Source organism: Clostridium sp. BNL1100 (genome assembly GCF_000244875.1).
In the GTDB taxonomy this organism is placed as follows: Bacteria; Bacillota; Clostridia; order Acetivibrionales; family DSM-1351; genus Ruminiclostridium.
Genome location: NC_016791.1, coordinates 2,303,555 through 2,328,080, shown reverse-complemented (window position 1 = coordinate 2,328,080; position 24,526 = coordinate 2,303,555). Strand labels below are relative to the sequence as shown.

The 24,526-nt window shown below is 36.7% G+C and carries 17 protein-coding genes and 1 riboswitch; of the genes, 16 read left to right on the top strand and 1 reads right to left on the bottom strand.

Annotated features, from left to right (window positions below; all coding sequences use genetic code 11):
• The first annotated feature begins 11 nt into the window (after positions 1 to 11).
• From CLO1100_RS09645 to CLO1100_RS09590, 12 genes are all read left to right on the top strand, one after another.
• Positions 12 to 950, top strand: a complete 939-nt coding sequence (locus CLO1100_RS09645) for an NADH-quinone oxidoreductase subunit H (protein ID WP_014313568.1) — start codon at positions 12 to 14, stop codon at positions 948 to 950.
• Between the two features lie 26 nt (positions 951 to 976).
• Entirely contained in the window at positions 977 to 1,639 is a 663-nt protein-coding gene (locus tag CLO1100_RS09640; protein WP_014313567.1) for a hydrogenase, read from the top strand.
• A gap of 25 nt (positions 1,640 to 1,664) precedes the next feature.
• Complete coding sequence (locus CLO1100_RS09635; RefSeq protein WP_014313566.1) at positions 1,665 to 3,152, top strand: hydrogenase 4 subunit F; 1,488 nt, start codon at positions 1,665 to 1,667, stop codon at positions 3,150 to 3,152.
• Between the two features lie 3 nt (positions 3,153 to 3,155).
• On the top strand, positions 3,156 to 4,748 hold the full coding sequence (locus tag CLO1100_RS09630) for an NADH-quinone oxidoreductase subunit C (protein ID WP_014313565.1): 1,593 nt from the start codon (positions 3,156 to 3,158) through the stop codon (positions 4,746 to 4,748).
• Between the two features lie 23 nt (positions 4,749 to 4,771).
• Positions 4,772 to 5,572, top strand: coding sequence for an NADH-quinone oxidoreductase subunit NuoB (gene nuoB / locus CLO1100_RS09625; RefSeq protein WP_014313564.1), 801 nt, complete (start codon positions 4,772 to 4,774; stop codon positions 5,570 to 5,572).
• A 51-nt stretch (positions 5,573 to 5,623) separates the two neighbouring features.
• On the top strand, positions 5,624 to 5,866 hold the full coding sequence (locus CLO1100_RS09620; protein ID WP_014313563.1) for a hypothetical protein: 243 nt from the start codon (positions 5,624 to 5,626) through the stop codon (positions 5,864 to 5,866).
• Between the two features lie 84 nt (positions 5,867 to 5,950).
• Entirely contained in the window at positions 5,951 to 7,114 is a 1,164-nt protein-coding gene (locus CLO1100_RS09615; protein WP_014313562.1) for a cysteine desulfurase family protein, read from the top strand.
• The gene (thiI, locus tag CLO1100_RS09610; RefSeq protein WP_014313561.1) at positions 7,111 to 8,286 is read left to right on the top strand and encodes a tRNA uracil 4-sulfurtransferase ThiI; all 1,176 of its coding nucleotides are present in this window, start codon (positions 7,111 to 7,113) and stop codon (positions 8,284 to 8,286) included. The genes CLO1100_RS09615 and thiI overlap by 4 nt, the downstream gene beginning before the upstream one ends.
• Before the next feature lie 348 nt (positions 8,287 to 8,634).
• A complete protein-coding gene (locus tag CLO1100_RS09605) occupies positions 8,635 to 9,333 on the top strand; it encodes a DUF2225 domain-containing protein (RefSeq protein WP_014313560.1) in 699 nt (232 codons plus the stop codon).
• Between the two features lie 134 nt (positions 9,334 to 9,467).
• Complete coding sequence (locus CLO1100_RS09600) at positions 9,468 to 10,460, top strand: AIR synthase family protein (protein WP_014313559.1); 993 nt, start codon at positions 9,468 to 9,470, stop codon at positions 10,458 to 10,460.
• Positions 10,461 to 10,597: 137 nt separating this feature from the next.
• Positions 10,598 to 11,836: a serine hydroxymethyltransferase gene (glyA, locus tag CLO1100_RS09595; RefSeq protein ID WP_014313558.1), complete on the top strand. Its 1,239-nt coding sequence runs from the start codon at positions 10,598 to 10,600 to the stop codon at positions 11,834 to 11,836.
• Between the two features lie 242 nt (positions 11,837 to 12,078).
• Positions 12,079 to 12,178: riboswitch (NiCo riboswitch) on the top strand.
• Between the two features lie 67 nt (positions 12,179 to 12,245).
• The gene (locus tag CLO1100_RS09590) at positions 12,246 to 14,750 is read left to right on the top strand and encodes a cation-translocating P-type ATPase (protein ID WP_014313557.1); all 2,505 of its coding nucleotides are present in this window, start codon (positions 12,246 to 12,248) and stop codon (positions 14,748 to 14,750) included.
• On the opposite strand, the gene CLO1100_RS09585 is transcribed toward CLO1100_RS09590, so the two are convergent.
• Positions 14,747 to 15,631: an AraC family transcriptional regulator gene (locus CLO1100_RS09585; protein ID WP_014313556.1), complete on the bottom strand. Its 885-nt coding sequence runs from the start codon at positions 15,629 to 15,631 to the stop codon at positions 14,747 to 14,749. The two genes, CLO1100_RS09590 and CLO1100_RS09585, sit on opposite strands and share 4 nt — an antisense overlap.
• A 256-nt stretch (positions 15,632 to 15,887) precedes the next feature.
• On the opposite strand from CLO1100_RS09585, the gene CLO1100_RS09580 reads away from it, so the two are divergent.
• The 4 genes from CLO1100_RS09580 (at position 15,888) to mef(A) (ending at position 24,458) form a co-directional block, all read left to right on the top strand.
• Complete coding sequence (locus tag CLO1100_RS09580; protein WP_014313555.1) at positions 15,888 to 18,353, top strand: glycoside hydrolase family 9 protein; 2,466 nt, start codon at positions 15,888 to 15,890, stop codon at positions 18,351 to 18,353.
• 293 nt (positions 18,354 to 18,646) lie between these two features.
• On the top strand, positions 18,647 to 19,978 hold the full coding sequence (locus CLO1100_RS09575; RefSeq protein WP_014313554.1) for a cellulase family glycosylhydrolase: 1,332 nt from the start codon (positions 18,647 to 18,649) through the stop codon (positions 19,976 to 19,978).
• 274 nt (positions 19,979 to 20,252) lie between these two features.
• Positions 20,253 to 22,868: a phosphoenolpyruvate synthase gene (ppsA, locus tag CLO1100_RS09570; protein ID WP_014313553.1), complete on the top strand. Its 2,616-nt coding sequence runs from the start codon at positions 20,253 to 20,255 to the stop codon at positions 22,866 to 22,868.
• 375 nt (positions 22,869 to 23,243) lie between these two features.
• Positions 23,244 to 24,458 carry a macrolide efflux MFS transporter Mef(A) gene (mef(A), locus tag CLO1100_RS09565; RefSeq protein WP_014313552.1) on the top strand — a complete coding sequence of 405 codons (1,215 nt, stop codon included), beginning with the start codon at positions 23,244 to 23,246 and terminating at the stop codon, positions 24,456 to 24,458.
• The last annotated feature ends 68 nt before the right edge of the window (positions 24,459 to 24,526 follow it).

Genomic DNA, 24,526 nt, shown 5'->3' with positions numbered 1-24,526 from the left:
GGATTGTTAATATGTTTGTGTCAATATTAAAGTTTATTTTTCAAATGTTTTTTATACTTTTAATAGCTCCGCTATTTACCGGAGTAATAAGGAAAATCAAATCAAAAATACAGCATAAAATAGGTGCTTCAATTTTTCAACCCTATTATGATCTGATAAAGCTATTAAAAAAAGATTTGGTGATATCAAGCACTTCTTCATGGATTTACAATGTGGCACCATATGTTTATTTTATAACTTCCCTTGCTGCAGCTATGTGCTTGCCTATAGTATACCAGTTTAAAGGGTTTTCCTTTTATACTGATCTTCTGGTAATAGTTTATCTTTTGGTAGCCGGACGTATTTTTATGGCTTTGGCAGGGCTGGACACCGGAAGTACCTTCGGAGGTATGGGAAGCAGTAGGGAATTGCTGGTTTCAGCTTTGGTTGAACCTGCGCTCTTTCTTATTATTATTACAGTAGGCGCAAACCCAGAGATTGCTTCAACAAGTGTTTTTTCAATATATGATTATGCAGTAAATAACAGCTCTAGTACTTTTTCAACAATAAATATATTGTTGTTTGCAGCCATGCTGATGGTAATGATTGCAGAGTCATCTAGGATTCCGGTTGATGACCCTTCAACACATCTTGAGCTTACCATGGTCCACGAAGCAATGACTTTGGAATACTCGGGTAGGCATCTGGCTTTTATTGAAATGGGTACATATATAAAGCAATTGGTATTTATGACATTTATGGCTAACATATTAATTCCTGTTGGTTTAAACATGGAAAATATATTAGTTGGACTTGGTATATATCTATTGAAATTAATAATAATTACCTTTTTAGTTGGTTTTATTGAGATTAATACAGTCAAATTCAGGCTTTTCAGTCTTCCCAACTATGCTGCAATTGCTCTCATTATTGCTATTTTAGGTTTTTTAACCCGCTTTGTTTTAAGATAAAAACAATATGGTATGGAGGTAAATAAATGTACAATAATGCTTTAAACCTTTTAGCAATTCTTATATTGATTTCGTCTTTTACGCTTGTGGCAAATAAGCGTCAAAATGCCTATATTACAACATTCAGACTTCAGTCACTCCTACTTGCTTTGATTTCACTGATTATATCAGTAAAAAGTATGGTTGAGACAAAGAAGTTCGATGAGGTTATTTTTATTTTTTTGTTGATTGTAGTATTTAAAGTAGTAGTAATTCCAATGGCTATGAGAAGAACCTCCGACAGGGTGGAATACAAGGTAGAAAAGGATTTTTTTATAAATATTCCTATTTCAATGCTTATATGCTGCGGACTGGTTGTTCTTTGTTGGTATGTCGTTCATAATGTAGAAGGTATTACAAATCCCACAACAGAAAATTATCTTATTTATTCTTTATCCGTTGTGATGATTGGATTATTCTTCATGATAAGCAGAAAAAAGGCATTGGGACAGATTATTGGATTTCTTGTAATCGAAAATGGATTGTTTCTGGCTGCAATGATGACTACTGATGGAATGCCGATGATTGTTGAACTTGGTCTTTTCTTTGATTTATTAACTGCGTTTTTGATTATGGGCATATTTGTTTTTAAAATTAATAGCACGTTTGATTCAATAGATGTAAACAAACTAAAGCATTTAAAAGGTTAAATTAATTAAGTTTCTGGGAGGGCATATGATTCCGGCATTTATAGTTATACCGGTACTGGCAGGTGGGCTGGTATGGATTAGTAAAAATAAATTATTTATACATGCTATAAATTTAATTGGGGCAGCAGGATTACTGATAATATCAATCCTTTCACTTATTGATATTAATAATAACAAGGTGATCGCAAGCTCTGGTTTATTCAAAAATCTTTTCTATATGGACTCACTAAGCGGCTACATATTGTTTATAACTACACTGGCATTCTTTTTAGTTTCTCTCTACTCAATAAGTTATTTTGGACAGGAATTGAAGAAAAAGGTTATTACAATTGGTAAGCTAAAGTTATATTATTCATTATCCAATGCATTTGTACTGTCAATGATATTGGCTTTAACTACTCGTAATATGGGAGTCATGTGGATTTCAATTGAGGCCACTACTCTGGCTTCTGCGTTTTTGGTTGGTTTTTACAATAATAAGCGTGCAATCGAAGCTGCTTGGAAGTACCTTATTATTTGCTCGGTTGGTATTGCGTTTGCCCTGCTTGGAATTATACTCCTGTTTTACTCGTCAACTGTTAAATTGGGAGGAGCAAGGATTTCGGGACTTGATTGGAGTTATCTTATCAAATATGCGGTTGCACTTGACCCGAGTATTTTAAAAATCGCATTTATTTTTATATTAATAGGTTTCGGTACAAAGGTTGGTTTTTCACCTATGCATACATGGCTTCCGGATGCTCACAGCCAGGCACCTTCCCCTGTAAGTGCACTTTTATCCGGAGTATTGCTCAATACAGCAATGTATGGGGTAATAAGGGTTATGTCCATTGTGAATAAATGTCTGGGAAGCAGTAATTACACCGGAAATCTGCTGATTTTACTGAGCATACTTTCAATTGGTACCGCAGCTGTATTCATACTGGTTCAGCAGGACTATAAACGTATATTGGCTTATTCCAGTATAGAACATATGGGAATCATTGCTTTAGGTCTTGGAATTTGTACGCCGGTAAGCATTTTTGCGGCACTTTACCATATCTTTAATCACGCAATGACAAAATTGATGTTGTTTCTGGCAACGGGAAATGTTTATTTAAAGCATCACACCAAAAAGATTTCCAGTATTCATGGTCTTATAAAAACAATGCCTGTAACAGGAATTGTTTTTGTCCTTGGTACTTTTGCAATAACCGGTATGCCTCCTTTTGGTGTGTTTATGAGTGAATTTAATACTGTTGTGGGAACACTGTTTTCAAAAAAATACCTGGTAACGGCTTTGCTTTTAATATTTCTTTCAATGGTTTTTGCCGGATTTACAAAACAGTTGGGAAAAATGTTTTATGGTAAAAATAGCAACCCTGAAATAAAACAGGGGGAACTGGATATTATCGGGCCGGCGGTACTTATTATTCTTTTATGTATTACGGTTTTGGCAGGGATATATATTCCGACGCCTTTCAAAGAGTTAATGGACAATACAACCAATATAATACTGGGAATTGGGGGTTAGCTGATGGTTTCGGAAGCTATATTTGATACGATAAATAGACTATTATCCACTCATGTACTTGAAAGCAGGCTTATCAATGAAAATGAAGTATACTTCTGCATTTCTTCTTCCACTGTGAAGGAGGACTGCATTAATGTATATAAAAATATTGAATGTGTGCTTGTTGATTTATTTGCAAATGACACTACACCAATTGACAATAAGCTTACTGTTTATTATACATTTGCGGTAAGATCGTCAAATACGCTAGTTACACTGTATTCGAAACTTGAGAATGATGGTTCAGCAAGGATCGATTCCATAGCTTTAGATGTACCGGCTGCAAGCTTGTATGAACGTGAGATTCATGATATGTATGGGATAGATTTTGAAGGATGTCCTGACAGCAGGGAGCTGGTTCACCACGGAAATTTTCCTCTGAACGTTCACCCTTTAAAAAGGGACTTCAAAGCCAATAAACATCTTCCGTTTCAGCAAATGGATTTAGAATTTTCAACTATTACCGGTAAGGGTGTTTTTGAAGTGCCGGTGGGGCCTGTTCATGCTGGTATTATCGAGCCGGGCCATTTCCGATTCAGTGTGGCAGGGGAACCAATAATAAACCTTGAAGCAAAACTATATTATGTACACCGTGGACTTGAAAAGCTATGTGAGAACCAGCATTATATGAAGGCTCTTTTGTTTTCTGAAAGAATTTCAGGGGATGAAACATTTACTAATTCACTGGCTTTCTGCCATGCAATCGAAAAACTAAATGGCATCACATATATTCCGGAACGTGCAGCATATTCGAGAGTAATATTTGCGGAACTTGAACGTATATGTGGTCATTTAGGGGATATATCAGGACTATGTGTAGATACGGCTTATATATTTCCTTCAGGCCAGTTGGGAATGATGAGGAGATGGATACAACTTCTGAATGAACAACTTACAGGCAGCAGATTTCTCAGAAATACTAATAAACCCGGTGGTTTAAGACGTGACTTTATACGTAATAATGAGAAGATTATTCTGGAATGCATTAACAAGCTGGATAAAGAATTTAAGGAAACAGTATCTATTATAAAAAATAACGGAATGTTTATAGATAGGGTTGAGCACACTGGCATATTAGAAAATTCCATTGCGGTAGATTTGAATGTGGTCGGGCCTGCAGGGAGAGCCAGTAGTGTAAAAACCGATGTGAGAAAAGAATTCCCATACGATGCATATTCAAAACTTAAATTTAATATTCCGGAACATGGTAATTGTGACGTTAGTTGCAGAATGAATGTAAAAATAGAAGAAGTAATGGAGTCTATAAATATTATAAAGCAGGTATTGGGAAAAATGCCGGAGGAGGGGCCTGTGTCTGTTGAGATTGGAGAATTGAAGCCATATTCCTATGGTTTTGGAATGACAGAGTCTCCCAGAGGCGAAAATATACATTTTGTAATGACAGGTGAGAATAATACTATTTTCCGCTATAAAGTACGAACACCGTCTTTCTGTAACTGGCCGGCTCTTTGTCATGCGGTGAATACTAATACTTTGACGGACTTTCCGTTAATAAATAAAAGCTTTAATCTCTCGTATGCAGGAAACGATTTATAAAACTGCACGTATTAGGAGGAATAATGTATAACATAGTAAAAAAGATGATACAGCATGGTACGGTTACTGTAGAATATCCAAAAAAGAATACAAAAAGTACGTATATTACAGGTATTCCAGAATTTGATTATTCAAAATGTACACGGTGCGGTAAATGTATTTCTGCTTGTCCCACTGGGGCAGTGGTTTCGGTTGACAAGGACGGCGAAAAAGAGAAATTTCCAGCAGTAAATGCTGATGAGTGTATATTTTGTAAGTTTTGTGAAGAAGCCTGTTCAAATCAGGCCGTAAGATTATCCAATAATTTTGAGCTTGCTCAGAAAAGCAGAGATTTGCTTAGAGCTGCACCCTTATATGTCAGAGATGAAGAAATAAATGGTATTGATTATGAACTGATTGGCAAAAAGTTAAATGAAAAAGTCGGTAAGAAATTTGGAAGAAGCCTTAATATCAGAGAGGTTGACGCCGGCTCTTGTAATGGTTGTGATTATGAAATTCAGGCACTTAACGGGCCATATAACGATATTGAAAGATTTGGGATACACTTCGTTGCCTCTCCCAGACATGCAGATATGCTTCTGGTGACGGGCTGCGTTTCAAGAAATATGGAAGAAGCATTGGTCAAAACCTATAATGCGACACCATCCCCAAAACTGGTAGTAGCCGTAGGAGCCTGTGCTTGCAGTGGTGGACTTTTCAAGGACAGTTATGCAGGTAGAAATGGGATTGACACGATTTTACCAGTAGATGTATATATTCCGGGCTGCCCCCCTAGGCCTCAGGCATTAATTTATGGTATACTAAAAGCAATCGGACGATTATAAGTTCTATATATATTATGCTAGAAGGAGGTAGCACGATTTGGAGGATTGATCGTGCAAGTAAGAATGAAAGACCAATGTGAGCTATATGACAGAGAATGTATAGATTGCGGTGAGTGTGATATATGTGATCTTGATTCTACAAAACATTGTGATGATTGTGGAAGGTGTATTGATGAAGTAGATGAATACCGTAGTGTTACAATTCAGGACTTTATGAAAGAACACATAACAAAGGATCAGCTAAAGAAACTAAGCAAGAAACTAGAACAAAAAGAAAATAACCAAAAGCAATAAAAAATTAATATATACTAATAATATATTTGAATCAGTATATAACTCGGGATAAACTGCTCGAGTTATAATTATGAGAGGTTATATATGAACAGTGAGATTTATCTCGATAACAGTGCTACCACAAAGCCATACGATGAAGTTATTGAATATGTTGCAAAAGTAAGCAGGGAGTTTTACGGAAACCCTTCTTCCTTACATACAAAAGGTATCGAATCAGAAAATCTGGTAAAAAAAGCAAGAGGCCAGATTGCTGAGGCTTTAAAAGTGGATTCAAAAGATATTTGCTTTACATCAGGAGGAACTGAATCAAATAATCTGGCAATATTGGGTTATCTGAAGGCAAACCCGAGAGCAGGTAAGCATGTCATAACAAGTGAAATAGAACATCCATCTGTTTTAGAAGTATACAAGCAATTAGCTCAGGAAGGATATAAAGTAGATTTTATTCCTGTTGATAACAACGGAGTTATCAGATTGGATGTTTTAAAGGATATTGTTTCAGATGAAACATCCATAATAAGTGTGATTCATACAAACAATGAAACGGGCTCTGTACAGCCAATAGAAGAAATTTGTAATCTTAGAAATAAACTGTGTCCCAAGGCTGTAATTCATGTTGATGCGGTTCAAGCTTTTGGTAAAACACTGATTAACCCGTCAACCTGTAATATCGACTTAATGTCTATTAGTTCTCATAAAATACACGGTCCCAAAGGTGTTGGAGGGTTGTATATCCGTAAAGGAGTGAGATTGAAACCTGTTTTAATAGGCGGAGGCCAGGAATCTACATTGAGGTCGGGTACTGAAAATGTACCGGGTATTTGCGGCTTTGGAATGGCAGCAGAAATTATATTTTCAAGGCTTGATGATAATTATAAAAAAACAAATGAACTTAGAAACCATTTTGTAAAAAGGGTAAATGAAACATTTGAGGAATCGGTTGTCAACTCTCCCGATAGTGCATCACCGTACATTATAAATGTTTCATTCCCAAATTTAAAATCGGAAGTACTGCTGCATCACCTTGAACAAAAAAATATATTTGTTTCAACAGGCTCGGCATGTTCTTCACGTAAGACACATCACAGTCATGTATTAAAAGCCATGGGTGTTAGTTCTAAGTATATAGACGGTGCAATACGTTTCAGTTTATCACACACCAACGATATATGTGAAATGGACGAAACCATTGAGGCTCTCAAAGAAATTATTCCGATTATAAGTATAAAACGTGGAGGTAAGAGATGAATAATATAATATTGGTACGCTATGGCGAGATAATTCTAAAGGGTTTAAACAGGCCCGTTTTTGAAGATAAACTTATTGGAAATATAAAGAGTGCGATTTTTAAGTTTGGAAAAGCCAAGGTAATAAAGTCTCAGGGCAGAATTTACATTGAACCTCAGGAAGAAAACTATGACTTTGATTCGGTGCTTGCAAAGGTAGCCAAGGTATTTGGTGTTGTTTCTGTAAGCCCTGTCTGGAAGATTGAAACCGAATATGAGACAATCAAGGCTACTTCTCTTAAAATGGCATCTAAACTAGTAGAAGAAAAGGGATACAAGACTTTCAAGGTTGAGACTAAAAGAGGTAACAAAAGGTTTCCCATGCAGTCGCCTGAAATCAGTGCGGATGTTGGAGGCTTTATATTAGAAAATATTGAAGGATTATCTGTTGATGTTAAAAATCCTGATTTTATACTTTATCTTGAAGTAAGAGAAAGCACTTATATTTATTCTGAAACACTAAAGGCACAGGGCGGAATGCCTCTTGGGTCAAACGGTAAAGCACTTCTGCTTCTTTCAGGAGGAATTGACAGTCCTGTAGCAGGATGGATGATGGGTAAAAGAGGTGTGGAGATTGAAGCAATACATTTTTATAGCTACCCTTATACTAGTGAAAGAGCAAAGCAAAAAGTAATTGATCTGGCTCAGATTATGGCTCAATACTGTGGTAAAATCCGGCTTCATGTTGTTCCATTTACAGAGATACAACTTAAAATCAACGACAATTGTCCTGAAGAGCAACTTACCATTATTATGCGAAGGATTATGATGAAGATTGCCGAGCAAATAGCTGAAAAAGTAAATGCCATGGCACTTATTACCGGGGAAAGTATGGGACAGGTTGCCAGTCAGACCATGCAGAGTCTTTACTGTACGGATGCCGCTGTAAATATGCCTGTATTCAGGCCACTGATTGGTATGGACAAGGTCGAAGTGGTGGATATAGCACGGAGAATTGAAACTTTTGATACTTCAGTACTTCCGTATGAAGATTGCTGTACCGTGTTTGTTGCAAAACACCCTCAAACCAAGCCAAAGCTTGAGAAAATACTAAAGTCCGAGTCAGTTGTTGATTTTGAGCCGCTTATAAATACTGCAGTTGAAAATACCGAAGTAATTATTATAAAGCCATAAATTTATATGAATAGATTAAGACATTTGATAGGAAATAATGAAAATATGGTGATTTTTTTGCAAAAGACCCACATACATTTATAATTATGGTAAAATATCTTTAACAAAGATATAAATCCGGGTATCACTATTTTATAACAATTTTTTAGCATGCTTGAAAATTGTCTATAATTGAGTAAAGATTGAAAAGTAATAATATATAGAAAAATCATATAATGATAAGGGCGGCAAAATAAATAGTTAAAAAATTAGTACAGATATTTATAAGCCTGTCATAGGAGAATGCTGTGTACAAAAAAACTTATGAATTAGGGAAATTGACTGATTAAAAAGACTAGGGGTATTGCCATGAATGATTTACTTTACAACAAAAAAGTTATATGTCCTGTTTGTAACAGGGAAATTGAGGTCACCAAAGTCAAGACAAAAGGGTGCAGAGTAAAATCCAGAGATACGGACTTGTGTGTATATTATGAAGGTATTAATGTACTATTCTACGATGTCTGGGTCTGCGAAAATTGCGGTTATGCAGCGTTGCAGGATAAGTTTGATAATATATTTACAAGGGACATTCCTGTAATACGAGATAAGATTTCCAGCCATTGGACCAGAAGAAGCTTTTTAGGTGAAAGAGATGTTGATAATGCTTTGGAAGCATTTAAACTTGCTCTTTTTAATCTTCAGGTAAGAAAGGCCAAAAGCAGTGAAATAGCTAAAGTTTGTCTTAGAATTGCTTGGCTTTACAGAGCAAAAGAGGATAAAAAGGAAATAGATTTTCTAACTTTTGCGGTAGAAGCTTACAATGAAGCGTATCAAAAAGAGCGGTTTCCGCTGGACAAACTTGACGAATACACTTGTATGTACATAATAGCAGAGCTATACAGACGAATTGGGAAACTCAATGAATCAGTACTTTGGTTCAGCAGAATTGTTTCCTCCAGTGGAGCAAGAAGTAATCCAAAATTAATCGACATGGCCAGAGAACAGTATCAGTTGGCAAAAGACCAATTGGCAGCTACTGAAGGCAGTGTTGAAACTGAATCTTAAAACAACCAGTAAAAATCAAACTTAGCGGATTAAATCAGGCGATACCCCTGTTTTAATCCGTTTCTTATGCTATACTATTTAAATAACTGCAACATTAAGGCCGGTTATAGGCTCAGGAGGCTAAAAGATAATACATGGAAGCTGGTAAAATACCAAACGAAATATTAAATAAAATAATTATTGGAAAAATTAATACCTTCAGAAAAGAAGTTATTATGCGTCCCGGAATTGGTGAGGATTGTGCCGCAATAGAATTTGATAAATATGCATGTGTCATGTCTACGGACCCAATAACAGCTGCCGGTAAAAATACAGGACGGCTTGCTGTTCATATATCCTGTAATGATATAGCTTCTTCCGGTGTTGAGCCGTTGGGCATAATGGTTACTATATTATGTCCAGTCGGAACGACAGAAACCGAGCTGGAACAGCTTATGGAACAGGTTTGTGAAACTGCCGGACAACTCAATGTAGAAATTATCGGAGGCCATACAGAGGTGACACCTGCAGTTAATAAAATTATTTTGTCTACAACCTGTGTAGGTAAAGCGCTTAAAAGTAAAGTTATATCATCTACAGGAGCAAAACCGGGAGACAGTGTTATTTTAACCAAAAGTGCCGGACTTGAGGGTACTGCAATTATTGCAGGTGATTTTGAAAATGAATTATCGACTTATCTTGATAAAAGCGAGCTTCAATATGCAAAAAGTTTTATAAATTCCATAAGTGTAGTCCCCGAAGGGGTTCTTGCAGGAGGGTTTGGTGCAACATCAATGCATGATATTACTGAAGGAGGAGTACTTGGAGCTGCTTGGGAAATCGCAGAGGCATCTTGTACGGGCATAACTATAAATAAGGACTCCATACCGATTGAGCCTGTTACCTGTCGAATTTGTGACTACTTTGGAATAAATCCTTTAAGACTAATTTCCAGTGGATGTATGATTATAACCTGTCAGGATGGCGAAGGTTTAGTAAGACTTCTTGAAAAAAATAATATTAAGGCATCCATAATCGGATTAATTACTGACAAAAATTCTGGAAGAATACTGATGAGTAAGCAAGAAGGGACTGTAGTGGACATTGATGCTCCCGGCCCTGATGAACTGTACAAAGTAATTGAATAATGCATAAATATGTAATATAAGTGCGATATTTGCATATTTAATTGACATATATATGGTTATTTTATTATAATTTTACTTGCGTGGATAAAATAACGAGCAAATGTCATAATTTAGTGACATTGGAGTGGAGGCATTTTATGTACAATATTGATACAATAAAGAAGATGGACCCTCAATTAGCAGAAGCTATTGAGCTGGAAGTTAACAGACAAAGAAATAAGATAGAATTAATTGCTTCTGAGAACTTTGTAAGTGATGCTGTTATAGAGGCACTTGGCACACCATTAACGAACAAATATGCTGAGGGTTATCCCGGCAAAAGATATTACGGTGGCTGCGAGTACGTTGATATAGTTGAACAGTTGGCTATTGACAGAGCAAAACAAATTTTTGGGGCAGATCATGCAAATGTTCAGCCACATTCCGGAGCACAGGCTAACACAGCAGTTTACTTTGCTTTCCTGAATCCCGGAGATACCATTCTTGGAATGAATCTTGCACACGGAGGGCATTTAAGCCATGGTAGTCCTGTTAATATATCAGGAAAATACTACAATGTTGTACCATTTGGCGTAAGAGAGGACAACTGTTACATAGATTATGATGAGTTGAGAAAAACCGCTAAGGAAAACTCACCAAAAATAATTGTAGCAGGAGCAAGTGCATATCCAAGAACACTTGATTTTAAAGCATTCAGAGAAATTGCAGATGAAGTTGGTGCAATTCTTATGGTTGATATGGCTCACATCGCAGGTCTTGTTGCTGCCGGATTGCATCCAAGTCCTGTTCCATATGCTGATGTTGTAACAACTACAACTCACAAGACATTAAGAGGCCCAAGAGGTGGTATGATTCTCTGCAAGCAGGAATATGCAAAGAAAATCGACAGTGCTGTGTTCCCAGGAAATCAGGGTGGCCCATTGATGCATGTTATTGCTGCTAAGGCAGTTAGCTTCAAGGAAGCACTTACTGATGAATTCAAAACATATCAGCAGAACATTGTTAAAAATGCCAAAGCTTTGGCTTCAGGACTTATGGAAAAAGGTTTCAAACTTGTTTCTGACGGTACCGACAATCACCTTATGCTTGTTAACCTGACTAATATGAATATTACAGGTAAGGAAGCTCAGCACAGATTGGATGAAGTATGTATAACATGTAACAAAAACGGTATTCCATTTGATACTCAGAGTCCATTTATCACTAGTGGTATAAGACTCGGTACCCCAGCTGTAACAAGCAGAGGAATGAATGAGGAAGATATGAAAGAAATTGCAGACTTGATTTATCTCACAATTACAGATTTTGAAAATTCAAAATCCAATGTTTCAAAGAGAGCTGAAATTCTTTGCAATAAATATCCTCTTTATAAATAACATTAGATATTAGTTAAGCCTATATCGGTCACTAGCCGATATAGGCTTTTTATTTTTAATTAATTGGTTCACGCTACTTAATCCAGGCCTGAAAATTGATATTAATTATCATTAATAATTAATAATTATTCTCAATTAATTAATAATATTAAGTATTGACTTAAGAATATTAATATTTGTTTTATGATTTTGTTGACACTTTTAACATCAATATAATACAATGTACTATATTGAATTTAATAAACTTTAATTTAGAGCAGGCGATGCAGCTAACGACATTGCAAGATAGCTGCGTGGGGCTGGGCCGAAAACGGCAACAGGTTATAAACCTGTGGGACTAAGTATTTTTAGTCTCACAGGTTTTTTTAATGCCAATGTATTTTTTATTTCTATAATACAAGGAGGAAGTATGTCAAAGTTTTTTGGTTTTAAAGGTGACTATTCAGGACTTACTGATAATCAAGCTACTGAAAATCAAATAAAATATGGTATGAATGAACTTAATTCTGAGAAAAAGAAGAACCTTTTTATAAGAATTCTGGGTGTTTTTAAAGAACCCATGTTTTTACTTCTATTTTGTACTGCAATTATATACTTTTTTCTGGGAGAAGCACGAGACGGTGTTATAATGATATGCTTTGTTACATTTATGACCGGAATCAGCTTTATTCAGGAATGGAGAACGGACAAAACTCTGGAGGCATTAAAAGAATTAGCCTCTCCAAGAATACGTGTAGTCAGGGCCAGTCGCATTACAAGTATTGAAAGCAGAGAAATAACCATTAACGATTTGATGATATTGGAGGAGGGCGAGAAAATTCCCGCTGATGCCAGAATCATTGAGATGTTTGACTTTGGAGTGGACGAATCTTCACTGACAGGGGAATCCGAAATCGTATGGAAAAAGGCATACGGTGATAGCAATGAAAACAATAAAAATAGTGAAGATTTCTGGAGAAAAGATGTTTGTTATGCAGGGACAACTGTAATACAAGGCAGTGCTATTGCCAAAGTTTTTTCAATAGGCAAGGATACACAATACGGTAAAATTGGAACAGACATTCTTGGTGTACCAGAACGGCCAACACCTCTTGAAAAGCAAACCAGAAACCTTGTGAAAATTTGTGCTTTAATAGGATTGTGCTTATTTATCTTGGTTTCGGTAATTACACTTATTCATACAGGGAGTATAGTTGACAGTATTCTTTCAGGTATTACTCTGGCTATGGCAATGATACCTGAGGAATTTCCGGTTGTTCTTACTGTATTTTTGGCAATGGGAGCCTGGAGACTTGCAAAGAAGAATTCACTTGTAAGGAAAATGCCTTCTGTTGAAACCTTGGGGTCAGTTTCTGTATTATGCGTTGACAAAACCGGAACACTTACAAAAAATCAAATGAGTGTAAAGGAGGCATGCCCGTTTAATGGTTTTGACGATTATGAATTGGCTTACTGGGCAGCATTAGCATGTGAAATCGAGCCTTATGATCCAATGGAAAAGGCATTACTAAAGTACATTGAGAGTCATGGAGCTCATAAAGAGGATATATTTAAAAACCCATTACTTTATGAATATTCATTTAGTTCAGATACTAAAATGATGGGGCATGTATGGAGCATAAACAACTCTGCAACATTAGCAGCCAAGGGAAGTCCTGAAAGCGTACTACCCCTATGTTGCCTTACCGAAGAAGATATGAACAATGTTGCCAAACGGCAAAAAATGTTGGCAACCGAGGGTTATAGAGTTATTGCAGTTGCAAGAAGTACAGATATGAAAGAATATCCTGATACATTGAAGGAATGTAAGTTAGATTTTGTTGGTCTTATAGGTTTACAGGACCCTCCAAGAGATGAGGTGATGGAATCAATCGATGTTTGTAAGTCGGCAGGATTAAGAGTAATTATGATAACAGGCGATAACGGAATTACGGCACAATCCATAGCACGTGAAATAGGCATCAACCACAGCAACAACGTAATAACCGGGCAGGAACTTGAAATAATGCAGGATGAAGTATTACTGGAAAAAGTTAAGAATACAAATATATTTGCCAGAGTTATGCCAAGACACAAGATGAGGATTGTAAAGGCCCTGCGTGATAATGGTGAAATCGTTGCAATGACGGGTGACGGTGTAAACGATGCCCCTGCCTTAAAGTATGCGGATATCGGAATAGCCATGGGTAAAAGGGGAACAGGGGTTGCAAAGGAAGCATCCGATATGATTCTTCTTGATGATAATTTCTCTACCATTGTCGAATCGGTAGGGGATGGCAGAAGAATTTACGATAACATCAGAAAAGCAATAGGATATATTCTAGTAATACATATACCAATTGCATTAATAGCACTTTTGGCACCGTTGCTTCATATGCCTTTGGTTTTATTACCTGTAAACGTTGTTTTGCTGGAACTAATTATTGATCCTACATGTTCTATTGTATTTGAACGATTACCGGCAGAAAAGGATATCATGCATAGGAAACCACGGTCGAATAACGAGCCACTTATAACCGGATCACTTATATTAAAATCTATATTTCAGGGAATAATGATTTTTGCTGCAGCTTTCGGATCGTATACTTACTTTTATAAAAGCGGTGCAGGTGAATCACAAGCAAGAACCTTTGCATTGCTGGTTCTGGGTTTATCCAATTTACTATTTGTTTACATAAATCAATCTGATAAAGAGTTTGCTTTCAGAAATATAGTTAATTTTAAGGATAAGGTTGTCATAACTGTTAACTTAATAATAATCGCAGTACTGATTATTATAACCTATGTACCGCCAGTAAATGGAATTGTACAAACTGCGCCCCTTAATGCAGAAAATTTCTTGCTGGCTATAGCTATTTCAGTTTTGGCCACAATGTGGTGGGAAATTGTAAAACTAATTAAACGAAGAAATTAACCTATTTTTGAATAAATCAATTTATGCCTTGCCCGGTATTCCTTGGGGGTTATGCCAATAATTTTCTTGAATTGCCTTGAAAAATAGTTGCTGTCAGAGAAGCCGCTTTCCAGCGCTATATCAGCAATACATAACTTACTATTTTTAAGCAGGGAGCAGGAATGATTAACCCTAAGTTGCAGAATATAATTAAAAGGGGTGGTTCCATAATTTTCCTTAAAAATTCTGTTAAAATGCCTTACGGACATATGTGCTTCATCTGCCAACTTTTCAAGTTTTATCGGGTTAAGGTAATTATCTTCTAAAAATAATACAGCTTTTGCAAGGTGTATAAATGTATTGTGCAAGTGTTTATTTTCAATAACATATTGTCTTGATAAGTATACTACCATCTCCATAAAACGTGAGTAAATCATGGTTTGATAGCCCTGAGCTTTGCATTTATATTCTTCGTTAATACGAACTCCAAGTTCTGCTAAATATTCCAGACTGGAAATAGAGAGAGATAGGGTGTTACTAAAGCTGTACTTTTTTCTGAAAAAAGGTTCCAAGACAAAAAGTGCCTGATATCCGGGAGATTTCTTTATATCATTACAGATTTCGTTGAGCCGTTCAGGTTTGTACATTATATTTATTATCTTAAAGTTATGTGGATCTTTGTACCCATGGGATATATCCATATTAAAAACGAATACATCCCCTTTTTTTATAAAGAATTCTTCTGAATTAACAATATGGGTGGCAGTTCCGTTTAACACTATCACAAGTTCAAAAAAATCGTGGTGAAAATGCTCCGGCATAGCATCATCATGGAATCCATACTGAATGAAAAAAGGGAAACCGGGGTCTTGCGTAAAATAATGAAGATACATATACTCCATTTATTTCATCTCCTTGTCTAAATAATGCTATTTTTAGACTAAAAAGTCAAGGAATATTGTATATATTTGTTATATATTTAAATAAAAGTTAATCTGACTCTTATCAATTGTATATACATATCATTACATCTCCCCATGTTTAAAATTGGTTCTAAAGTTCAACTGATATGCTTTTTTCATTATTAATATAAAAGGGGGTGGCTTACTAATTCTTCCGGCATATTGGTAGAACTAGATAATATATAGGAGGAAAAGTATGAAACAAAAAAAAATACTTGCTTTATTTGTAAGTGTTGCAATAATATGTACATCATTGATTACATCAATGATTGTTATCAATGCAAGTGCTCCTCAGGGATGGAGAAATCTTCAGGATTTTTATGTATTTAAGGATAAAATCAGTGGATGGTCCGGAAGCGGAGCAGGTGAATTAGAAACAGTAAACGGCAATTTACCTGTTGATTCTCAAGTTACATATGAAAATTTACCTTCGTTACGATTGAATCTTCAAACACAGCTTAGCTCATATTGGATGTCAGTGATACTTACATTGGCGGAATGGAACTGTCATGATGTATCGCAGTATGTTCCCAATGGATATCTTGAATTTAATCTAAAAGGTAAAAAAGGAGGGGAGCAGTTTGTAATCGGTGCAGTTGATCATGTAAGTGAGCGTTCAGCAGGTGTTGAGCACACAATAACAAAACCAATAACAGATTACTGTACTGTTACAACTGAGTGGCAACACGTAAAAATACCCTTAAAAGATATTTTGGATCCGTCACTTGGTATGGACCCATACAACGCAAAAGCTATCGTTCTGGATAAAGTAACCCTTGATCCGTTTTGTGTTTGGATCAATCAACTGAAGTTGACTTCTCCAGATAAAGAAAAGGCCTATCAGGCCATTAAATTGAATCAGGTAGGATTTCGTGAAAATGCTGAAAAATATGCCTATGTTTCAGGATTTGAGGATGAGCTTACTGCCACTACCGGTACTCAATTCCAGGTAAAAAGAGTTTCTGACGATTCCGTTGCTTATAGTGGACAATTGACTCTTGTGAAGGATTATGACCCGGATTCCGGGGAAAGGGTGCTTAAAGCTGTGTTTACCGACCTTACTCAACAGGGTGATTATTACATCACGGTTAATGCGGCCGGTATAGAGAAATCACCTAAGTTTAAAATTGGAAATGACGTTTATAAACAGTTACAGACAGATGTAGCAAGATATTTTTATTATCAACGTTCCGGGACAGACCTTACGGAAAAATATTGTACGGATTACCCAAGAAAAGACAGAACACCGCAGGATACAAGCGCTATCTTTGACTCAAATCCGGCGATGACGAGAGATGTATCTAAAGGATGGTTTGATGCAGGTGATCTTGGAAAGTATGTAAGTACGGGAGCTGGGACTTTAATAAACTTATTTTGGGCTTATGATATGTTCCCAGAGCTATATCAGGATAATCAGTTTAATATTCCTGAAAGCGGAAACGGTGTACCGGATTTACTCGATGAGTCAAGATGGGAACTGGAATGGATTCTAAAAATGCAAGATGCTGCAAGCGGAGGTTTTTATGCAAGAGTCCAATCCGACGATGATGGCAATATAACAAAAAGGATTATAAAGGATAAAGAAGGAGACACCACAAATATAAGACCGACAGAAGATACTGCATGTGCGGCTGCTGCCTTAGCCCACGCTTCCATCGTATATACCAAATATGATTCAGCGTTTGCCCTTACTTGTCTGAATGCCGCGAAGAGCGCATGGACGTACCTTGAACAAAATCCCAATAATATTAAATCTCCAAACGGACCTTATAATACTGACAGCGATATAAGTAGCAGGCTTTTAGCAGCAGCATCCTTGTATCGTGCTACAGGTGAAGCAAAGTATGACAATTACTTTGTGGCAAACTATTCGAAGGGAAAAGATACGTATGAGAATATGTCCGGAGATTGGGTAGGTAATTGGAATTTTGCCTTTTTCTCTTATATGAAAGCCGGGAACCGCAACAGTGATGCTGAAAAGTGGTTCAACACCGAGTTTACGTTTTGGGTAAACAACAAAATCGATCGGTATAAAAACAGTGCGTGGGGTAATGCAATTACAAACAGTAACTATTACTGGGGCAGTAATAACCAAATAATAGGTATGTGTATGGAAGCACTGATTGGTTCCAAACTTCTCGGAACAAATACCGATACAATTAACAATATGGCACTTTCTTCATTAAACTGGATTCTTGGAGCAAATCCTTTAAGAAAGAGCTTCGTATCTGGCTATGGCGACGATTGCATTAAAAACATATTCTCTACTTTTAATAGTGATGGAAGAACCGGGATAGCCAAGGGATTTATGCCGCTAGGACCGAACAGGTATCAAGGTATTGGTCTTTCAAACTTTCCCGCAAAATGCTATTTGGACAGTGCTGATGAATGGACCACAAATGAGCACGCTATTGGTTCCACTTCCACCCTCGAATTTATCACCGCATTTGCCAACAGTAACTTTCAAGGTGAGAACCCAATAAAAATTGGTGATGTAAATGGTGACGGCGATATTAATGCCATCGATCTGGCTTTGCTGAAAAAAAGTATACTTAACGGGGAGGTTCTTACGGGCAATGCTCTGAAAGTGGCAGACCTGAACGGAGATAACGAGGTCAATGCCATAGACTTTGCCCAACTGAAGATGTTGTTACTAAAATAAAAATATAAGAAGATATCAATAAAATACAATTCTCGTTATCGGAAAATCCTGAATAACAAGGTTTTAAGCCCTTCGTTTTATGAAGCTTATTCCGTGGATTGCATTTTATTATATTTGAAATCACAGAAACCTTACTACCAATACAAATAGAAACACCTTTGGAGATAATTAAAAATTTATCGTAAGTACTTATATCTTTCTTAAGAATAACTATAACCGATAAGGTGCAAGTCGCTTATCTAATTATAATTAATATTTTCTGCCTCAAACAGCAGGCAAAATGGAGGATTAGCATGAAAAAACGGAATTTTAGAAAAACAGTGTCTTTACTACTAATTTTATCGCTTATAGCTACTTTACTATTTACATCAAATGTATTTGCAGCATCTTCGTTAACAGATTATAAAACAGCTACTGAAACAGTTAAGAACATGGGTATTGGGTGGAATTTAGGAAATACTCTTGAAGCTTGTGGCGATTGGATAAACGGAAGCTCGGTAAAAGACTACGAAACTGCATGGGGCAATCCGGTTACAACTAAGGAAATGATTGACGGTATTCGTGCAGCAGGCTTTAAAACTGTTCGTATCCCGGTAGCTTGGTCAAATCTTATGTCAGCTGATTATACCATCAATAGTGAGCTCTTGAAGCGTGTTAAAGAAGTAGCGGATTATTGTTCAGCTAACGATCTTTATGCCATTGTAAATATTCACTGGGATGGCGGTTGGTTTGAAAAATTTGCAACTGAATATGATGAATGTATGAAGAAATACACTTCAGTCTGGACTCAAATAAGCAACTATTTCAAGGATTATCCTAAAAACCTTATATTTGAATCTCTTAACGAGGAGGGTTGCTGGAACAGTATTTGGAACAGATACGGCGGCTCATCCGGGGAAGATAAAACAAGAGCATATAATATACTTAATAATATTAATCAGAAATTTGTGAATATTGTAAGGGCATCAGGAGGAAACAACTCATCTCGTTGTCTTCTGATTGCAGGATATGCAACCGATATTGACCTGACATGTGATGATTGCTTTAAAATGCCTACTGATACTATAAATAATAAACTGATTATTTCGGTACATTATTATACTCCGTCTACTTTTACAATTCTTGAACAGGACGCTGACTGGGGCAAATGTGCAACTACATGGGGAACAGATACAGAAATTAATCAGGTTAAAACTGATTTTACTAAGATGAAAAACAAGTTTACAAATAACGGGGTTCCTGTGATTATAGGAGAATATGGGACTACAACAGTAAATAAGGACCCTACCAGTGTAAGACTTTATATTACAACAGTTTGTAAAACTGCATATGATATGGGATTTTGTCCTCTTCTTTGGGATAGCAGTACTCATTACTCCAGAACAGAAGGAAAAATCAAGGACCCACAGCTCGCAGCAATGTTTTTACAATACAAAGAATCTACCACAATAGTACTTGGAGATGTAAATGCGGATAATACAGTTGATGCTCTTGATTATGCACAATTGAAAAAGTACCTGTTAGGAGCCGATAACACTATAAATGTAAAGAATGCTGACATAAATGGAGATGGAGTAATTGATGCACTGGATTTTGCAAAGTTAAAGATACTATTACTCAAATAAAGGTTAATGAAAATTAAAATTTAAGAATTATAAGAGCAAAGCGAATGATTTTGTGGCTTTGCTCTTTTTTAATTGCTTTCTCTCCACTCTAATTATAACACACAAAAAAAATAAAATGCAGACTGTTTGTTCCAATTTCGGAGTGCTATAATGCTATAACACGCTAAAAACACCCTGTCGTAGGGTATATAGAATATTCTAAGAGGTAAAAAATATAATATTCCGTTTTGTTTTTGTGATGTTTAAAAAGGAATAACAAATGGAGGTAAAGCGTATGAGTTCATATGTAATTGGTTTTAAGGAAATTGATAAAACAAAACTCATGGTTGCAGGGGGGAAGGGTACCAATCTGGGGGAACTTACAAAGATCGAAGGAATACAGGTTCCGGAAGGCTTTTGTATTTCTACGGATGCTTTTAAAAGAGTTATTTGGGGAATACCGGAGATTAACAATTTACTTGATGAGTTATCTATTCTCAACGCGGAAGACCGTGATAAAATCGGTAAACTCAGCAGTGAAATCCGTAGAGTAATCGAAGAGACAGCAATTCCTGACCAAATTATTGAAGATATTACTCAGTTTCTCTCTCAATATGGTGCAAAAAACCCATATGCTGTCCGTTCCAGTGCAACTTCTGAGGATTTACCCAGCGCCTCCTTTGCGGGCCAGCAGGATACGTATTTGAATATCATTGGAATAAAGTCAATCTTAAACCATATCAGCAAGTGCTGGGCTTCGCTATTTACCGAGAGAGCAGTAATTTACCGTATTCAAAACGGCTTCGATCATCATAAAGTATGTCTTGCTGTTGTTATTCAGAGGATGGTTTTCCCACAGGCGGCAGGAATTATGTTTACTGCCGATCCCGTAAGTTCTAACAGAAAAGTATTATCAATAGATGCCGGTTTTGGGCTTGGAGAAGCCTTAGTTTCAGGACTGGTAAATGCTGACAACTATAAAGTAAGTAGTGGCAAGATTATTGACAAAGAGATACCCACAAAGAACCTGGCCATTTATGCCCTAAAAGAGGGTGGTACCAGAAAGCAGGAAATTGAGCCTGACATGCAGAACAGGCAAGTGCTGACGGATGAGCAGATTTTGCAGCTTGAGTCCATAGGAAGAAAAATAGAAGAACATTTCGGCTGTCCTCAGGACATTGAATGGTGTTTTGAGAATGATTCATTTTATATTGTCCAGAGCCGTCCCATTACCACACTATATCCCATCCCAGAGGCCAACGATAAGGAATACCACGTTTATATTTCAGTGGGACATCAACAAATGATGACCGATGCCATGAAACCATTAGGATTGTCCTTTTGGCAGTTAACAGCTGCAGGAAATATGTATAAAGCCGGTGGAAGGGCCTTTGTTGAGGTAGCACAAATGCTGGCTTCACCTGACATGAGGGGAATTTTATTAAACAACATGGGACAACACGATCCTCTCATAAAAGATGCATTGATAACCATCATAGAACGGGGAGATTTTATAAAACCGTTACCGGATAGTCAGAAAGAACAAGGTTCAGATAAAGGTAATAAAGTCATGTCCTCTGCAGATATACAGGCTCAGGCAGGGAATGATCCGCTAATCGTTTCCGGTTTAATTGAGCGAAGTCATACATCTATCGAAATTTTAAAACAAAACATCCAAACAAAATCAGGAGCAGATTTATTTGATTTTATTCAAGAAGATACACTCCAATTTAAGATGAGCTTATTTAATCCCCAGAGCATGGGTGTAATCATGGCGGTTGCAGCAGCTACAACATGGCTCAATGAAAATATGAAAGAGTGGTTAGGCCAAAAAAACGTAGCAGATACCCTCTCTCAATCAGTACCTAATAATATAACTTCTGAAATGGGTCTTGCATTATTGGATGTAGCAGATGTTATTCGTCCTTATCCGGAAGTAATTGAATATTTAAAAGCTACAAAGGATGATAACTTTTTGGATGAACTGGTTAAGTTTGAAGGTGGTCAGGAGACCAAGGATGCAATTTTGTCTTATCTAAACAAATATGGAATAAGATGTAGTGGAGAAATCGATATTACAAAACCTCGCTGGAGCGAAAAACCAAACACACTTGTCCTAATGATTCTCAATAATATCAAAAATTTTGAACCTAATGCCGCTAATAAGAAATTTGAGCAAGGACGACTGGAAGCTTTACAAAAAGAGCAAGAGTTATTGGAAAAGTTACAGCTATTGCCGGATGGTAAGCAAAAAGCCGAAGAGACAAAAAAAATGATAGACCTACTCCGAAATTTGGCCGGATATCGAGAATATCCAAAATACAGCATTGTCAGTCGATACTTTATTTATAAGAAGGCATTACTGAAAGAAGCCGAAAAGTTGGTTCAAGCCAAGATTATTAATGAAAAAGAAGATATATACTATTTAACTTTTGAAGAACTTCATGAAGCCGTACGCTCCGATAAAGTGCATTACCGGATCATCAACAAACGTAAGGAAGAATATAGATTATATGAAAAATTAACTCCTCCTCGTGTTATCACGTCTGATGGTGAAATAGTTATAGGGAAATATAAACATGAAAATCTCCCAACTGGTGCTATTGTGGGGTTACCTGTTTCTTCAGGGGTAGTAGAAGGACGTGCACGTGTTATATTAGATATGAAAAATGCTGATCTAGAAGAAGGAGATATATTAGTCACATCCTTTACAGACCCAAGCTGGACACCTCTGTTTGTATCCATAAAAGGTCTGGTAACCGAAGTTGGCGGTATGATGACCCATGGTGCAGTTATCGCACGTGAATATGGTTTGCCGGCAGTTATTGGAGTAGAAAATGCTACCAGATTGATAAAAGACGGAGATAGAATTCGGGTGAACGGATTAGAAGGGTATGTAGAAATTCTTTAGAGGATTTCTGTACATTTGGACATTTTTAATTGAGTTAACATAATACGAAATCAAACCTTTGACAGCAATATATTATCTATGATAAAATAATTCAAACTTAGTTAATTAAAGGAGGACATTCTATCTATGTTTTTATTCGTTTAAGATAAGCTGGTAATAAAGAAGCGGTAACATCATCTGCAATGGTGGGCTTTTTTATTGTGCTTATTATACGAATTGAGACATAGATATGGGCGAAGTGTAACTATCTTAGGTTATATGTTTTTCCAATGTCTTTTTAACGTTAATATGCAGACTAAAGCTCGCTTTGCGGATTTTGGCCTGCATTTTTTATTGCCTGAAAAGAACTACAATAAAAAGACTGGAGAATCATGTATGAAAAAACAAATTTCAAAATGGAAAAAGGATTTTTTTACCATATTGGTAGGTCAGGCGATTTCACTTATTACAAGTGCCATTCTGCAAATGGCGATAATCTTTTATCTTACACAAAAAACAGGATCAGCTATGGTGTTGTCAATTGCTTCATTGGTCGGATTTCTGCCATATGCAGTCTTTGGGCCTGTGATAGGTGTATTAGTCGACCGATATGATAGAAAAAAGATAATGATTGGTGCTGATGCGGTTGTTGCTGCAGCCGGGGCACTGTTGGCTATTAATGCTTTGTATATGGAACTGCAGGTCTGGATGGTTATGGTTGTATTGTTTGTCCGAAGCATTGGAACAGCTTTCCATTCACCTGCACTAAGTGCCGCAACGCCTCTTTTAGTACCTGAAAAACAGCTGACAAAATGTGCGGGGTACAGTCAGGCTTTGCAGTCCATAAGCTATATTCTCAGTCCTGCTGCTGCAGCGTTTTTATATTCTGTTTGGGAGTTAAATACGATAATAGCCATCGACGTAATGGGTGCAGTGATTGCATGTATCACGGTAGCGCTTGTACGTATTCCTAAGCTTAGTGCAGAGCAGAAAAGCCTGGATCGAAATTTTATGAAAGAGATGAAGGAAGGACTTGGTGTTCTAAAAGAAAACAAAGGACTATTTGCATTGCTGCTTATAGGTACACTATATATGTTTGTTTATATGCCAATCAATGCACTTTACCCTTTAGTTAGCATGGAATATTTTGCTGGAACACCGGTACATGTTTCTGTTACCGAAATCGCTTATGCTTGTGGTATGCTGGCAGGCGGTTTGATATTAGGACTATTTGGAGGCTTTAAAAAGCGAATTGTATTAATAACAACTTCTATTTTTATGATGGGCGCCAGTTTGACCATTTCAGGGTTACTTCCCACAAGCGGATTCGTAATATTTGTAGTCTGCTGTGTAATTATGGGTCTATCGGTTCCGTTTTACAGCGGCGTGCAAACGGCTCTTTTTCAAGAGAAAATTAAACCTGAATATTTAGGACGTGTGTTTTCTCTGACAGGGAGCATCATGTCTTTAGCTATGCCGGTTGGTTTAATCCTTTCCGGATTCTTTGCTGATCGAATCGGTGTAAATAACTGGTTTCTGCTATCAGGTATTTTAATTATCGGCATAGCTATAATTTGTCCGCTAGTAGGCGAAGTCAGGAAATTGGACTAAAAAGAAAAGGGAAATTTTTAAGGAGGAACATTTATGTTTTATATTTTTATATAAACCTTCCAGCTCAA